Genomic DNA, 14938 nt, shown 5'->3' on the forward strand with positions numbered 1-14938 from the left:
GAGGCGTACGCGGGCGAGCAGCTGGTGAGGGTCCGCCAGGCCGCCGTCAACCACCGCATCACCGAGGTCCAGGGCACCCTCCAGCGCCTGGGTCAGCGCGCCGACCCGGCCCATCTGGCCGCCGTCCAGAACGAGCTGTGGGTCCTCCAGCAGTACGCCCAGTCCCTCCAGACCCAGGGCGCCGCGGCGCTCTAGCCCAGCCGTAGCCGTGCCGTAGCCACCCCGTGGCCGTGCCGTATCCGCGCCGTAGCCAGGCGTCGCGGACGTCGCGTAACCGGGCGGTCACCGGCCGCTGCGTAAAAAGTGCCCGCACGCCCCTCGTGGCGGGCGTGTGCCGTACTCCACACTGGTTGCGGTGCCTGAGTCCTCGGAGCGCGGCGGTGTTGGCCGGGTAGGCCGGGACCCCCCGCAGATCCGCTCATGATGTACGGGACGGACGGCGGCGTGGCCGGCGCATCCGTACCCGATCGTTCTGCCGCCTCAGCAGCGATCACCCTGGAGGTCGCCCCCGTGCAGACCCAGACCCTCACCGACGCGGCCCCCGTGGCGCCGCCGAACCCCCTGGCGCCGTCGGCCGCGGAGCCACCGGAACCGCCCCCGCTGCCCGACGCGGCCCGCGCCCCGGAGCCCCCGGGCGCCCCGGAGCCGCCGGAACCCCCCGAGCCGCCGGAGCCCCCGGACGCGGCCGACATCCTTCCCACCGACCAGGACCCCGAGACCGCGGACCCCGAGACCGCGGACCCCGAGACCGCAGCCACCGAGGCGGACGCCGAACCGGACACCGAACCCGACGCCGAGGCGGACAGCGGCCCCGCCGAGCGCCCCGCACGCGCCGAGACCACCGGGCCCTCCTCCGACCTCTTCCGCCAATATCTGCGCGAAATCGGCCGGATTCCGCTCCTCTCCGCCGCCGAGGAGGTCGAGCTGGCCCGCCGGGTCGAGGCGGGCCTGTTCGCCGAGGAGAAGCTCGCCTCCGCCCCCGACCTCGACAGCCAACTCGCCCTCGACCTCGACCGGTTGGTCGTCCTGGGCCGCATGGCCAAGCGCCGGCTGATCGAGGCCAACCTGCGCCTCGTCGTCTCCGTCGCCAAGCGCTACGTGGGCCGCGGCCTGACGATGCTGGACCTCGTCCAGGAGGGCAATCTCGGCCTGATCCGAGCGGTCGAGAAGTTCGACTACGCCCGTGGGTACAAGTTCTCGACGTACGCGACCTGGTGGATCCGGCAGGCCATGTCCCGCGCCCTCGCCGACCAGGCGCGCACCATCCGGGTGCCGGTCCACGTCGTCGAGCTGATCAACCGGGTCGTCCGCGTCCAGCGCCGGATGCTCCAGGAGCGCGGCTACGAACCCACCCCCGAGGAGGTCGCGATCCACCTCGACCTCACCCCGGAGCGGGTGAGCGAGGTGCTGCGCCTCGCCCAGGAACCGGTGTCGCTGCACGCGCCGGTCGGGGAGGAGGACGACGTCGCGCTCGGCGACCTCATCGAGGACGGCGACGCCGCCTCACCGGTCGAATCCGCGGCGTTCCTGCTGCTCCGCGAGCACCTGGAGGCCGTGCTGTCGACGCTCGGCGAGCGCGAGCGCAAGGTCGTGCAGCTGCGCTACGGACTCGCCGACGGCCGTCCCCGCACGCTGGAGGAGATCGGCCGGATCTTCGGCGTGACCCGGGAACGCATCCGCCAGATCGAGTCCAAGACCCTCAACAAGCTCCGCGACCACGCCTTCGCCGACCAACTCCGCGGCTACCTCGACTAGGCCCCGCTACGGCTGCGCCTCGAACGCCCCCGGGTGCGTCTGCTCCCGTACCGCCACGTACTGCTGCCGCACCGCCTGCCCCACCGCCAGGTCGTCGCCCGGCTCGAACACCTGGCTGGCGGCCGCGGGCCAGCGCGGCGGCTCGTGCGGGGACAGCGTCCCCTGCGCGGCGCCCAGCGCCCACGCGGCCTGCCGGGCGGCGCCCAGCGCGGCGTAGTCGGCCGGCTGCGGCACCACGATCTGCGCGCCCAGCAGCGCGGGCGCGATGGCCCGTACCGCCTGGAGATCGGCCGCCGGGCCCAGCAGGAACACCCGCCGCACCCCGACCCCGCGCCCGCGCAGAATGTCGAGCGCGTCGCCGAGCCCGCACAGCATGCCCTCGAACGCGGCCCGCGCCAGATGCTCCGGCTTCATCGACTCGCGCCGCAGCCCGGTCAGCGTCCCGGCGGTGTGCGGCAGGTACGGGGTCCGCTCGCCCTCCAGGTACGGCAGCATCACCATCCCGTACGACCCGGGCGTGGACTTCAGCGCGAGCGCCGACAGCCCCTCCAGGTCCGTGCCCAGCAGCTCAGCCGTACCGCGCAGCGCCCGCACCGCGTTCAGCGTGTGCACGACGGGCAGATGCATCCCGGTGGCGTCGGCGTACGACAGGATCGTGCCGGTGTGGTCGGCCAGCGCCTCATGGTGGATGGAGAAGACCGAGCCCGAGGCGCCCAGCGAGATCACCGCGTCGCCGACCCCCACGCCGAGGCCGAAGGCCGCGGCCATGGTCTCGCCCGTACCGGCCGATATCAGCAGCCCCTCCGGCGTCTGCCCCGCGGCCTGGGCCGGTCCGATGACCTCCGGCAGCCGCACCTGGTGCCCGAGCGCCAGCTCGACCAGATCCGGCCGCCAGGCGCCGGTCGCCGCCGACCAGTAGCCGGTGCCGGAGGCCGTACCGCGGTCCGTCGTACGCCGCAGCGGCCGCCCGAGCAGCTGCCACACCAGCCAGTCGTGCGGCTGGAGCACCTCGGCCACCCGGCGCGCGGCGTCCGGCTCCGACCGCGCCATCCAGCGCAGCTTCGCCACCGCCTGGGCGGCGGTCGGCACCGCGCCCACGGCCTGGGCCCACGCCGCACGCCCGCCCAGCGTCTCGATCAGATCGGCGGCCGCGGACTGCACCCGCCCGGTCGTTGCCATCTGTGCGGGGGCGCACCAGCGCCCCGTTACCGTCCAGCGCAAGCAGCCCGTGCTGCTGCGCCGACACGCCGATGGCCTGCACCCCCTCCAGCAGCCCGCCCTCGGCGGCCTCCCCGAGGGAGAGCAGCCATGCCTGCGGGTCCACGTCATTGGGCGAGCCCCCGGAGGACGGCGCCGGGTGCGGCGCGTACCCCTGCTTGAGTACGGCACCCGTATCCGTATCGCAGACGACGATCCGTGTGCTCTCGGACGAACTGTCCAACCCGGCGACTATCCCCATGGACCAGATCATGCCACCGCGGCGGCTAGGTGTTGCTGGTGCCCCAGTCGTCCTCCTCCGCCGCGGAACGCGACTCCCGCTGCGCGATCTTGTCCCGCAACGGCCGCACCTTGCCGAGCGCCTTCGTGGCGGCCTCCCGGCCGCCCAGCGCGGCCGATTCGGCGGTGTTGCGGACGGCCGGATTCTGCGCGAGCCGCTGCGCGCACGCACGCAACTGCTCGTACCGCTCGCGGCCGGCCCGCGTGCCGAACACGTAACCCACAGCCAAACCGGTCATGAACGTCAGCCGGTAGCGCATCGACCTGCCCTTCTGGTTGTCCTTCGCATCGGACCCCGGAGTCGTTCCGCACGTCTACCCGCACGCGCCGCAGATCACCCTCCGATCACCCGCGGCCATACCGATTGGCGGAGCACCCCCCTGCTTGCGCTAATGTATGTGTCGCAGCGAACGCACGCCCTCCGGGAACCCCGGACGGGGGCGCGGTCGAGGCACACGGAGCAATCCCCTGTAGCTCAATTGGCAGAGCAGCCGGCTGTTAACCGGCAGGTTACTGGTTCGAGTCCAGTCGGGGGAGCTCGGTCCCCTGTAGCTCAATTGGCAGAGCATTCGGCTGTTAACCGGAGGGTTACTGGTTCGAGTCCAGTCGGGGGAGCAGCACGGGAGAGGACCCCTGGTGGGGTCCTTTTTCATGCCCTCATCCCCTGATTACGGGCCTCTCCACCCCTGATCCACGGCATGCGGGCACCCAACATCGGCCCGCCGAAGCAACAGATCGTATGAGCGGCTATGCTGCGGCAGACGGCGCGCACAGATGTGCACGACGCGCCGTTACGGGGCGGTAGCTCAGCCGGTTAGAGCAGCGGACTCATAATCCGTCGGCCGTGGGTTCGAGTCCCACCCGCCCCACCAGGCAGGTCTGTGACCTGCGGAAACGTCTCAGCGGGCGTGCGGATTCGGAACGTTGGTCCAACGGATTGAATCCGCTGCTCGCGACTTCGATGATGGTTCCCTATTCGATGGTTGGCCCTCGTCTGACCTGCGCCGACGCATGTGTCCAGAGGTCCGTGCATACCTTGGCGGGCTGTTTGTCCGGCTGGTGAGGTCCCGAGTCGGGACGCTGATGGGACACAGGGATCAGGAACGGTCGGTGCTGGCCTCACAGGTCATGGCGACGGAGCCCCGCTACAGGCGGCCTGGGCTCATCGGATGTGCTTCGTCGGCTTGGTGGCGGCGTTGAGCAGGTACTCCAGGGGGCCGCGGCGGAAGGAACGGGACCAGATCGCGGCGAACAGGGTGGCCCCGAGGATGAACATGAGCAGCGGTACCCATGATTGCTGGGTGCTGGTCCCGGCTGGCAGGGACAGCGCGGACTGTGCGATGAAGTGGCCGACGTAGGCGGTCAGGGACATGGTGCCCACGGCGATGACCGGTGTGGCCAGGCGGCGCAGTCGCGGCAGGCGGTCCATCGCCACCGTTGCGCCCACGATCAGGAGGATCGCGACTCCGACGCTGCCGATGATGTCGAATGTGGTGCCGCTGTGCGGCCCGGCCGTCAGGAGCGACGACGCCGGCATATCGGGGAACGACCCGCCGTCGAGGGGTGCCGACCCGCTGTCGAGGGGCAGTGACCCGGAGCTGCCGGACGACGGCCCGTCTTCCGCCATGCTCCGCAACGCGTCCTTGCCGGCGAGCAGCAAGGACATGCCGTACGCGGTCACGGTGAGGGTGGCACCGAGCGCGGCCAGGCGCCGCTGGACGGTGCCGGAGGACAGGTCGAGGCGGCCCAGCGCCATGCCCGCGATCACGAACGACATCCACGTGAGTGCCGGGTAGAAGCCGGTGAGCAGCAGATCGAGCACTCCCACGTCGCTGAGCCGGTGGAGCGGGTCGTAGGCGTTGATGCTCTGCCGGACCGACTCGGTGAGCAGCGAGTTCAAGGCGAACGCCAGCTGGGGTGTGACGAGGGCGAGGGCGGCCGCGGTGATCGCGAGTGTCCTGGCGCGCAGTCGCACCAGGGGCAGGGCGAGCAGGAAGTAGACCCCGTAGAAGCCGAGGATGATCACTCCCCCGTACTCCATAGCCATCGCGGTGCCCAGCGCCAGCAGGACCACGGCGCGGATCGTGATCCGCGCCTTCGCCTGCCGGCCGGCCAGGCCGGTCTTCGGCTCCCGGCGGCCGGCGATCAGCATCAGTGAGAACCCGGCGAGGGTGGCGAACAGGACCGACGAGTGACCGTCCGCCAGGTACCGGATCCAGCTGGCGACGCCGTCCGTGGCCGACAGCGGGGGGCCGATGTGCACGACGTACATGCCGAACACCGCCAGCGCGCGGGCCAGGTCCACCCCGACGAGGCGTCCCATCGAGGGACCGGGCGAGGCCGGCACGGCGGACTCGGGCGGGGTTCGGGGCTGCGGAGGTGAGTTCTCCTGGGGAGCTGACGTCTCCTGCGGTGGCTGCGACTTTGTCATACGGAGAATCTCGCGTGGACGTCAGGGGGCGGACCATCCGGCAGGCTTCGGTAACGGCCCCGCCGATCGGCGGGTACCGCCCTGCCGACCGGCGGAGTCTCGTCCCCGGCCGGTCCGGTGCGACCGGACGGCTGTCTTCTTCAGCCACTTGGCGGGGGTGGATACGACGGTTGCCGGATGGGCGCGGGGTGGACGGGGTTCCAGGCTGGAGGCGTGACACACCATGCGCGACACATCGAGCGGGAGGACTTCCTCGGAACATCGGCCGACGTACCGGGCCGTGACGCCGTCCCTGGCAGGGGCGAGTTTCTGGAGTTCCTCGGTCTGACGCTGGCGGCGGGCGCCTCGTCGTGTTCGTCGTCCGCCCTGAGGTAACCGAAGCATTGGTGCACACCCTCGCCACGAGCACAGCCGGACTCGTCCACTGACCTGACACATGCTCACGCCCTGGTGTGCCGGACCGCCGATGCGGTGCCCGGCAGACCGCAGAAGAAAGGAACGCCGTGAACACCGCATCCGCCCCGACGACGGATGAAACGTCCCTGTCCGCCCGAGAAACGGTCAAGGCAATGGGCGCGTACGTCCGGCCGCACCGGTGGGCCGTCGCCCTCGGTCTGCTGTGTGCCCTGGTCGGGGCCGCCGGGGGACTGCTGCAGCCGCTGGCCACGAAGGCCCTGGTGGACCGGCTCGCCTCCGGTGAGACCATCGCCGGGATTCTGCTGGCGCTCAGCGCGCTGGTGGTGCTGGGCACGGCGGTCGAGGCGTTCGGCAGGTATGTGCTGGAGCGGACGGCGGAGTCGGTGGTCCTGGCTGCGCGGCGCACCCTGGTGGTGCGGTTGCTGCGGCTGCGGCTGCGGATCGCGGAGTGGGAGCGGATTCCGTCGGGTGATCTGATGTCCCGGGTCACCTCGGACACGACGCTGCTGCGGGCGGTCAGTACCCAAGCGGTCGTCTCCGCGGCCACGGGCGCGGTGGCCTTCGTAGCGGCGATCGTGATGATGGTGTTCCTGGACGTCGTGCTGCTGGGTGTGACGCTCGGTGTGGTCGTGCTGGTCGGCGGGGCCGCCGCGCTGGTGATGCCGAGGATCGCGCGGGCCACCGAGCGGTCGCAGGAGGCGGTCGGGGAGATCTCCATCGCGCTGGAGCGGGCTTTCGGCGCCTTTCGCACGGTGAAGGCGTCCGGTGCCGAGGAGCGGGAGACCGCCCGGGTGGAGGCGGCGGCGCGGCGGGCGTGGCGGCACGGTGTGAAGAGTGCGAAGTGGGAGGCCGTGGCAGGCTCGGCGGACGAACTCGCCGTGCAACTGGCCTTTCTCGCGGTGCTGGCGGTCGGCGGGGCGCGGGTGGCGTCCGGGGCGCTTCCCGTGTCCACCCTCATTGCCTTCCTGCTGTACCTCTTCTACCTGATCGAGCCGGTGGCCAAGCTGGTCGACGCCGTGTCCTCCTATCAGGAGGGGGCGGCCGCGATCTCGCGGGATCGCGCAGGTCGAACGCCTGTCGACGGAACCGCCCGCCCGGCAGCAGGACGCTCTGCCCAGGCAGGGGACAGCAGTGCCGGGCCCGGCGTCGGTCCGCTTCGAGGACGTGGCCTTCCGACACCGTCCGGGCCTGCCGTACGTCCATCAGCAGGTGAGTTTCGAGGTACCGGGCACCGGGATGACGGCCTTCGTGGGCCCCTCGGGCGCGGGCAAGTCGACGGTCTTCGCGCTCATCGAGCGGTTCTACGAGGCCACCGGCGGCCGGGTCCTGGTCGACGGCAAGGACGTACGGGACTGGTCACTGCCCCAACTGCGGTCCGCCATCGGGTACGTGGAGCAGGACGCGGCCGCGCTGGCCGGCACGCTGCGCGAGAACCTGGTCTTCGCGGCGCCCGGCGCGACGGACGACGAAATCCGCGACGTCCTGGCCCGGACGAAGCTTGACACCCTCGTCGAGCGCCTGCCCCACGGCTGGGACACCCCGGTCGGACACCGCGGCTCGAAGCTGTCGGGCGGCGAGCGGCAGCGCATTGCCATCGCCCGCGCTCTGCTGCGCAAGCCCCGGCTGCTGCTGTTGGACGAGGCGACCTCGCAGCTCGACGCCGTCAACGAGCTGGCGCTGCGGGACGTCATCACGGAGGTGGCCCGCGAGACCACCGTGCTGGTGGTGGCCCACCGTCTGTCGACGGTGACCGGCGCCGACCGGATCGTCGTTATGGACGCCGGCCGGGTTCGGTCGGTGGGCACTCATGAGGAACTGGTGGGCCAGGACCGGCTGTATGCGCAGCTGACGGCCACCCAGCTCCTGGCTCCCGCGCGATGACCCACCACACGCAGGGTTGTCCGGTCGTCCACTGGCCCATGCCCGGCCGGACAACCCTGCGTACCGGTACCCACGGAAACCGAGACCGCCCTGTATGCACACCGGTCACGCCTGCCAGATCGCACCCCCCCCGCGACGCGCACGGCCATCATCCCGGCCTACGGGGTGTAATGCGTGCCATGAGGACGATCCGTCAGGATCGGCTGTACCGGCGCGCTCCTGGGAGTGGCCGTCGCATTGGTCAGCACATTGCTGAAGTGACGCGGCGACTTGTCACAGATGCCGGTGAGGAGGGCGTGACCGATGTGGCTGAGTCGCGTATCGGCCCTGTCCGGCCTCCGTCCAGCAACTGACGTAGGCCGGGGCCGTCGGCGAGCCCGCGTACGAGAGCCACGCCGATAAGTCGACCGACCGAGGACATCCAGCCACCACCACGGCATGTGGTCACAGCCGCGGACGGACCGTCGTCAAGCTCCCGTCGTCCCGTGAGCCGGCCCCCCCGACGGGACAGCATGAGGTGGCGTGCCGTGGCCAGCAGCCGGGCGGCGGCCGGGCCGTCCGGCCGCCTGGCCGGTCAGTCCGCGCTGAGGGGAATCCGCAGCCGCACCCGGTAGCCGCCCTCCGTGGTCGGGCCCGCTTCCAGGGTGCCGTGCAGGATCTCGGCCCGTTCCCGCAGACCTACCAAGCCCTGCTGCGAACCGGGGAGGGAGAGGGAGGGACGCGTGGGCGGGGTGTTGGTGACGGTCACTCCGACGTCGCCGCCGTCCTGCCACAGCTCGACGCAAGCGGTGGCGCCGGGTGCGGGATGCAGGACGAACGCGGCGCCTCCTGGACCGTGCGGTAGAGGGCCCGTTGCGCGGGTGTGCCCACGGTGGGCGGCAGCTCACCCGTCAGCTCCGCGTGTGTGCCGCTGGATTCCACCAGTTTGCGCAAGTCAGCCAGGGTGGGCTGAGGAGTCAGCTCGGTTGTGTGGCCGCCGGAGGCGCGCAGCAGCGTGACCATGGTGCGCAATTCGTCGAGCGTGGTGACGCTCAGCGAACGGATCGTATGGGCGGCCTCCTTGGCGTCCGCGTCCTTGGTGGCGACCTGCAAGGCTCCGGCCCGTACGGCGATCAGGCCGACCTGGTGGGAGACCACGTCGTGCATCTCACGGGCCAGCTGGGCGCGTTCGCGGGCGAGCACCGCCTGGGCGTGCAGTGCCCGCTCGTGCTCCCTGGCCTCCCCGATCTCGACAAGCCGCCGCGCCAAGACCCGATGCGTCTGGAGAAGTTGTGCGATGAGGACCGGTGCGGCGGCGGTCGCCAGGCAGTACACGAAGGTGATCAGCGTCATGGTCCGGCCAACCTCGGTGAGGCCGGCCAGGGGCCACGGAGTGCTGTTCGCGACGGCGGTCAGGGCGACGCACACCGCGAGGAGAGGACGGTTCCGGGAGCGTTCGGCCAGCGTGAACAGCGCCGCGAGCGGAGCGACGGCGACGGGCTGCGTCAGCGCGATGGGCAGGGTGAGCAGGAACACACCGAGCGGGAACCTGCGCCGGAAGGCCAACGCGGCGCAGCCGAGCGTGGCCAGCGCGACGCCGAGGCGCGTGTCGTCCCACAGGTTCAGCCGCAGGTCCACGGCCGCTGCCACCACCAGAACGAGGTCGACGGCCGGCGCGGGCACACGCTCCCACAGCGCGCGGGCGCCATTCATCGCCCGGCCTCCGGCCGCGGGTGCTCGTCGAGCAGTCCGGCTCGCTGCGCCAGCAGCGCGGCCTGCACCCGGCTCGTCACCCGTAGCTTGGTGAGCATCGCGCTGACGTGGTCCTTGACCGTGCCGACACCCAGGTGGATGCGCGCCCCGATGTCGGCGTTCGACAGCCCCTCCGCCACCAGGACGAGGACGTCGCGCTCGCGGGCGGTGAGCAGCCGGACGCGGGCCGCCTTCTCGTCGACGACCGCCTCGGTGCCGGGGTGGCTGTGCAGCAAGGTCCGCGACGCCTTGGGGGAGAGCACCACGCCGCCGGCGGCCAGGGTGCGCACCAGGTGGGCGAGCTGCTCCGGCTCGGTGTCCTTGAGCAGGAAACCGGCCGCGCCGGAGTGCAGCGCGGTCAGGATGTACTCGTCGGCGTCGAACGTCGTCAGCATCGCCACTACCGGCGGATCCGGCATCGTTCGCAGTTCGCGCAGGACGGTGAGCCCGTCGACGTCCGGCATCCGTATGTCCAGCAGCACCACGTCGGGCCGCTCCCGGCGGACGGTTTCCAGGGCCTCGCCCCCGCTCGTGGTCGCGACGACTTCGATGTCCTCGGACGCGCCCAGAATGAGTTCGAAGCCCGAGCGGATCAGTGCCTCGTCGTCCACTACCACTACCCGGATCACGCGCTGCGCCTCACCTTCGTTCATGCCGTCCGGCCCATGCCGACTCGACCCTAAAGCCATGCAGAGCCCCGGCGGCCCGACGAGCGGCAGCTCCAGCCACACGGCAGGGCAGCACCCTCCAGTCGGCAGGGAGACCCCAGCCTTCTGCCGGATACTCCGTGATCAGCCCGGTCTCCAGCCTGAGTGGCATGACACATCACGCGGACTCCCCGCCGACCGCACCGTCCCCCGCACGCGAGCGCAGTGAGCCCTCGACGGGTGCGCCCGGCGTGGGCCGACTGATCGGGCTGGACTTGGCCCGCGGCCTGGCCGTCTTCGGCATGTACGCGGTCCACGTGGGGCCCGCCCCGAGCCAGGGCGGTGTCATCGGCTTCCTGATGGAGCTGGCGCAAGGACGCTCCTCCGCCCTGTTCGCCGTCCTGGCCGGCTTCGCGGTCGCTCTCATCACCGGGCGTCGCAGGCCGAAGACAGGCCTGGCCGGCCGCCAGGCCGTCGCCAAGGTCGTCATCAGGGCCGTCATCCTGTTGGTCCTCGGCACCGCCCTGACCATGACCGGCACCCCGGTCGTCCCGATCCTCGCCTTCTACGGACTGTTCTTCCTGCTCGTGTTGCCGCTGCACCGACTGGGCGCCAAGCCGCTGGCGATGATCGCCGCAGGATGGGCGCTGGTGGGCCCGCAACTGCTGTACCTGTTGAAGCCGGTGGTCGGCGGCCGCGAATTCCCCACCGTCGGCCAGGCCGACGGCATCGTCTCGCTGCTCTTCACCGGTGGCTATCCGGCCCTGACCTGGATCCCGTTCGTCATCGCCGGTATGGCTGTCGCCCGCTTCGACCTGGCAGCCACGGCTGTCCGGATACGCCTCGCCCTCACCGGCGCCGCCCTTGCCGTCACCGGCTATGGCGGCTCCTGGCTGGCGCTGCGTCTCGTGCCCGGTGCCGCAGAAGCCATCCGGGAAGCTGCGGGGGGATCGGGCATGCCGTCCATGTCGTCCGCACCGCCCGGCAGCGATGGCATCTTCGGCGACACCTCCGCCGGGATGCTGGTCGCCTCCCCGCACAGCGAGGCGACCCTGTCCATCGTGGGCCACACCGGTGTGGCGATCCTGGTGATCACCGCGTGTCTGGCCGCCATGGACGCCTTCCCTCGGCTGCGCCGCTTGGCCAAGCCCGTCATCGCGGTCGGCTCGATGTCACTGACGGCGTACGTCTACCACATCGTCGCCATTTGGCTCCTGGATACCGAGGAACTGGTTGTCCCGCCGCTGTACGTCCTGCTTGGCTTCATTGCGTCCGTCACCGTCCTCGCCACCCTCTGGTCCCGCTTCTTCCAGCGGGGGCCGCTGGAATGGCTGATGGGCAGGGCGACCGGGATCGCCCGACGCATTCGATGAGGCCATCGGAAGCGGCACGGGCCGCAAGATCCCGCCTTTGTCCCCTCGTTGCCCCATCACGTAGATCACTCCGGCTGGCCCACCACGGACTGGGGCGTGAACCGGTCGGGCGCAAGCGCAGGCCCTCCTTGGAGGTCAGCTCGCCTGCGCCCTGACCTTCGTAACGTCTTGGCCGAGCACGCTGGTCATAGAGGCTCCGTCCCCAGTTCCGGGACCGCGGGCGGCTGGGTGGTCGCGAGTTTTGAGGGAACTGGGGCCCTGCCGGCGCGGAATGGAGGCGCTCCTGGCGAAAACCGGGTCATGCTCCACATGTCGAAGGTCGGGCTGGTCCGCAGGGCTGTGTAGCCATCTACGTGTTGGTGTGCGCCATGAGCAGTGGCTGGAAGAAGCCTGTCTCCTGCGGCATTCGCCATTGGGGGTCCGCGAATCCCGCGTCGGTGACGAGGTCGGTCAGTCGGTCCCGGCCGAGCGCCCAGTAGGTGGTCCGGCGGACCTGGACGTGCCATTCTCCGCCGGTCGGCAGGAGTTGGAAGTGCTCCAGATCGTAGTGCTCGCCGTCCTGGTGCCAGCGCCACAGCTGGAAGGTGACGGTCCGTTCTCCGCCGTCCGCGGGCCGGTGGACCTGCGGAGGTGTCGAGGCGGGGCGGTTGCGCAGCAGGTCGTCGTAGGGGCGCGTGCTGACCAGCAGCAGACCGCCGGGACGCAGCACGCGGCGCATCTCTGCCAGGGCGGCGTGGGCGTCCTGCTCGGTCAGAAGATGGGGCAGGGAGTTGTCGGCGCAGACGACGGCGTCGAACCGGGCGTCGGAAAACGGCAGGCGCCGCATGTCGGCGGCGGCCGTGCGCAGCGTCACCTTCCGGTGGGCGGCCTCTCGGGCGGCACGAGCGGCGGCGCGGGGGCTGAGGTCCGTTCCGGTGACGCGGTGCCCGTGCAGCGCGAGGCCGACGGCCTGCGTGCCGATGCCGCAGGAGCAGTCGAGCACTGCCGCACTGTCCTTACCTATGACGGCGTCCAGGGCCTCACCCTGCCGACGCACGCTCGCGTCCCAGTCTGCGTAGATCAGGTGGTAGTCGTCGGCCAGTTCGTCGTAGAAGTGCGCCACCGAGGTATCGGGCATGGCCCGACGCTACTGTGTCGGCTCCTCCGGAGGCGCTGGAGGTGTTCCCTCTCATGGTGCAGGCTGTCCCCGGTCCCGCCACCGTGTCCTCCGATGCAGGGCCCTCCTTGCCCGTCGATGCCGGGAGCGGTCACGGACAGCTGCGCCGCCCGGCTGGGTACAGGGCGAAGGGTTCGTGGAACCGGACCCGCCGGAGGAGTACGCGCTCCTGAGGAGGTGGCGCATGCGGCGTCGCCCGGGCTGTTGCGCAACGGGCCAGTCTGCGACTGGCCCACCGCGCAGGCGCTGGGGCCCGCATCGCCTGGCGCCGAGAACCTCCATCCATGGCCTCACCTGCGGATGCGCCTTAAGGTTCCGTCATCTTGACGGGCTGTGATCTATGGTGGTGTGGGGCTCCGGGGGAAGCACCGCTCCGGAGGAAGCGTCAGTTCATGCGGTGCGGTTTCGTGACCGGGGAGCGGGCGCATGAAGGTCGACGCGAGCGGCATCGGCTCGACCACGCTACTGAGGGCAGCCAGTATGCGTTGTGGTGAGCCGGCCGTCGGACACAGCAGCCTGGCTCAGCGGACGGAATGCGGGAAGCGCAGCGCCATCGGCTTCCGCGTCTCTTGGCTCGGACAGTTCGGGAGCCACGGGGCGGCATCATGACGAAGGACGTCATCGCCCTCACCACGAAGCTTCCCGATCCGCGGACCATTGCCGCCGCTATGCTCTCGGGGGGACCTGACCTGCGGTTGCAGACCCTCGGCGAGGGAGCTGTGGTGCAGTTGACCGATGACGAGGGGCGTCCGCTGGTCTCCATCGAGTCGCCGATGCTGCTGGCTGTGCCGTACGAAGCGCAGCGTCTTCTGGGTGTGCGGGCGGATCAGCTGGGTGAGTCGGTGTGGTGGACGGAGGTCCGTGCGACGGCCGCCACGGACCAGGCGCGGCGTCTTGCCTCGGTGGCGGCCGGGCGTCTGGTGGCCATGCTGGGCGGTGTGCTGTGGCCGCCGGAGGCCGTGGGAGAGGGGATCGGCGTCGTCGACACCCGCGGCGCCCAGGTTCCTCCTTCGCCCCATCCTGAACAGCCCGCGGTGGATGTCCTGACCGACGCCGCGGCCGTCCTCTTTCAGGACCGTCCGGTTCTCGGGCTGTCCTCGTGGCTGGGCAATGCGCTGCTCTCCGCGGTGGCTGAGGAGCGCCATGCGCAGATCGTCACCCCGCCTCATACGCTGCTGACGCTCCCCGCCCGCCTCGCACTGGCCGAAGTTGAGGGGCGTTGGGTGGTGCGGGAGGAGTCCGGGGACTATTACGACGGTCTGACCGGGGCGGTGCTGTGCTGGCAGGGTGATTCCTTCGTCCCCGTCTCGGACAGCTTGCCGGAGGCCGGTGGAACGGGCACGGCGGCGGCTTTCGCTCCGGTGCCCAACCCGGATGAGCGTCAGCTGCTGCTGTCCATCCGTACCTGCCACCGGGCTGACGAACACCTGCTGCTGGGCGGAGCGCTGGAGGCTGCCTGGCAGCATTTGACCGGGGCCGATCCGGCCGCCTGGGGCACGGCCGAGCCGGCCGGCCTGCCGTGGTCCCGGCGTAACCTCACCGACTTCGCGCGGGAACGCGCTCCGCGGCCGACCAGACTGGTGGTTGTCGGCGCGCCCGATCGCCCGGCTATCGCTGCCCTGAACATCCTGCGCACCGCGGATGGCGTGGAAGAGGACATCAACCTCGGCATCGGTTACGGCAAGGACGAGGAACCGCCCTTTGACGCGCTCGTCGGTCTCGCCGATGACCTGGCCTCCCATCACGGTCTTCGCTCGGCTCTTGTTCATGTGCGGACCGGGCGGCGGGATGTGAACGCTCCGGCGAGTTTCGAGACGCCGCCCATTCCGCTCGCGTTGGCCCTCGGCGCGGAGGAAGCCCAAAGGGCCGGGGCTCGAAGTGACATGGTGCCGACTCCGCAGCCGCCGCAGGCCATCGGAGCGCGACGCCGACCGGGCAGGTACTACTGCCTGGGGGAGGCCGACTCCCCGTCCAACTGGGCGAGGTTGCGTTCGCTCCTGGAGCACTTGCGCGGCCGGGACACATAGCGCGAAGGACCTTTTACCGCAGA

General features: G+C 70.9%; 7 protein-coding genes, 3 tRNA genes and 4 pseudogenes. 8 read left to right on the top strand and 6 right to left on the bottom strand.

Annotated elements, in window-relative coordinates; all coding sequences use genetic code 11:
• Nucleotides 1-195, top strand: a pseudogene (locus SSOG_RS30455) (DNA primase); the annotation flags it as partial.
• Between the two features lie 315 nt (nucleotides 196-510).
• Complete coding sequence (locus SSOG_RS30460) at nucleotides 511-1755, top strand: RNA polymerase sigma factor (protein ID WP_425385435.1); 1245 nt, start codon at nucleotides 511-513, stop codon at nucleotides 1753-1755.
• Between the two features lie 6 nt (nucleotides 1756-1761).
• On the opposite strand, the pseudogene SSOG_RS30465 reads toward SSOG_RS30460, so the two are convergent.
• Nucleotides 1762-3214, bottom strand: a pseudogene (locus SSOG_RS30465) (FGGY family carbohydrate kinase).
• Between the two features lie 25 nt (nucleotides 3215-3239).
• Entirely contained in the window at nucleotides 3240-3512 is a 273-nt protein-coding gene (locus SSOG_RS30470) for a hypothetical protein (RefSeq protein ID WP_009718110.1), read from the bottom strand.
• Between the two features lie 204 nt (nucleotides 3513-3716).
• On the opposite strand from SSOG_RS30470, the gene SSOG_RS30475 reads away from it, so the two are divergent.
• The 3 genes from SSOG_RS30475 (at nucleotide 3717) to SSOG_RS30485 (ending at nucleotide 4124) form a co-directional block, all read left to right on the top strand.
• Nucleotides 3717-3789: transfer RNA gene (locus SSOG_RS30475), tRNA-Asn, on the top strand.
• 5 nt (nucleotides 3790-3794) lie between these two features.
• A tRNA-Asn gene (locus SSOG_RS30480) sits at nucleotides 3795-3867 on the top strand.
• A gap of 180 nt (nucleotides 3868-4047) precedes the next feature.
• Nucleotides 4048-4124: transfer RNA gene (locus tag SSOG_RS30485), tRNA-Ile, on the top strand.
• Nucleotides 4125-4414: 290 nt separating this feature from the next.
• On the opposite strand, the gene SSOG_RS30490 is transcribed toward SSOG_RS30485, so the two are convergent.
• Entirely contained in the window at nucleotides 4415-5575 is a 1161-nt protein-coding gene (locus SSOG_RS30490; protein ID WP_039939072.1) for a DUF418 domain-containing protein, read from the bottom strand.
• 611 nt (nucleotides 5576-6186) lie between these two features.
• Between SSOG_RS30490 and SSOG_RS30500 the strand changes: the two are divergent.
• Nucleotides 6187-7981, top strand: a pseudogene (locus SSOG_RS30500) (ABC transporter ATP-binding protein).
• Nucleotides 7982-8555: 574 nt separating this feature from the next.
• On the opposite strand, the pseudogene SSOG_RS30505 reads toward SSOG_RS30500, so the two are convergent.
• Both SSOG_RS30505 and SSOG_RS30510 read right to left on the bottom strand, forming a co-directional pair.
• A pseudogene (locus SSOG_RS30505) lies at nucleotides 8556-9673 on the bottom strand (sensor histidine kinase).
• Complete coding sequence (locus SSOG_RS30510; RefSeq protein WP_009718115.1) at nucleotides 9670-10365, bottom strand: response regulator; 696 nt, start codon at nucleotides 10363-10365, stop codon at nucleotides 9670-9672. Before SSOG_RS30510 ends, SSOG_RS30505 begins: the two are co-directional and overlap by 4 nt.
• A gap of 164 nt (nucleotides 10366-10529) precedes the next feature.
• Between SSOG_RS30510 and SSOG_RS30515 the strand changes: the two genes are divergently transcribed.
• Nucleotides 10530-11732 (top strand): DUF418 domain-containing protein, encoded by a 1203-nt coding sequence (locus SSOG_RS30515; RefSeq protein ID WP_039939076.1) that lies wholly within the window; start codon nucleotides 10530-10532, stop codon nucleotides 11730-11732.
• 349 nt (nucleotides 11733-12081) lie between these two features.
• Here the strand turns inward: SSOG_RS30515 and SSOG_RS30520 are convergent, their stop codons facing one another.
• Nucleotides 12082-12849, bottom strand: a complete 768-nt coding sequence (locus tag SSOG_RS30520) for a class I SAM-dependent methyltransferase (protein ID WP_009718116.1) — start codon at nucleotides 12847-12849, stop codon at nucleotides 12082-12084.
• A gap of 644 nt (nucleotides 12850-13493) precedes the next feature.
• Here SSOG_RS30520 and SSOG_RS30525 point away from each other — a divergent pair.
• Nucleotides 13494-14915: a DUF6177 family protein gene (locus SSOG_RS30525; RefSeq protein ID WP_039939078.1), complete on the top strand. Its 1422-nt coding sequence runs from the start codon at nucleotides 13494-13496 to the stop codon at nucleotides 14913-14915.
• Nucleotides 14916-14938 lie beyond the last annotated feature (23 nt).

It is taken from the genome of Streptomyces himastatinicus ATCC 53653, from assembly GCF_000158915.1.
Lineage (GTDB): Bacteria > Actinomycetota > Actinomycetes > Streptomycetales > Streptomycetaceae > Streptomyces > Streptomyces himastatinicus.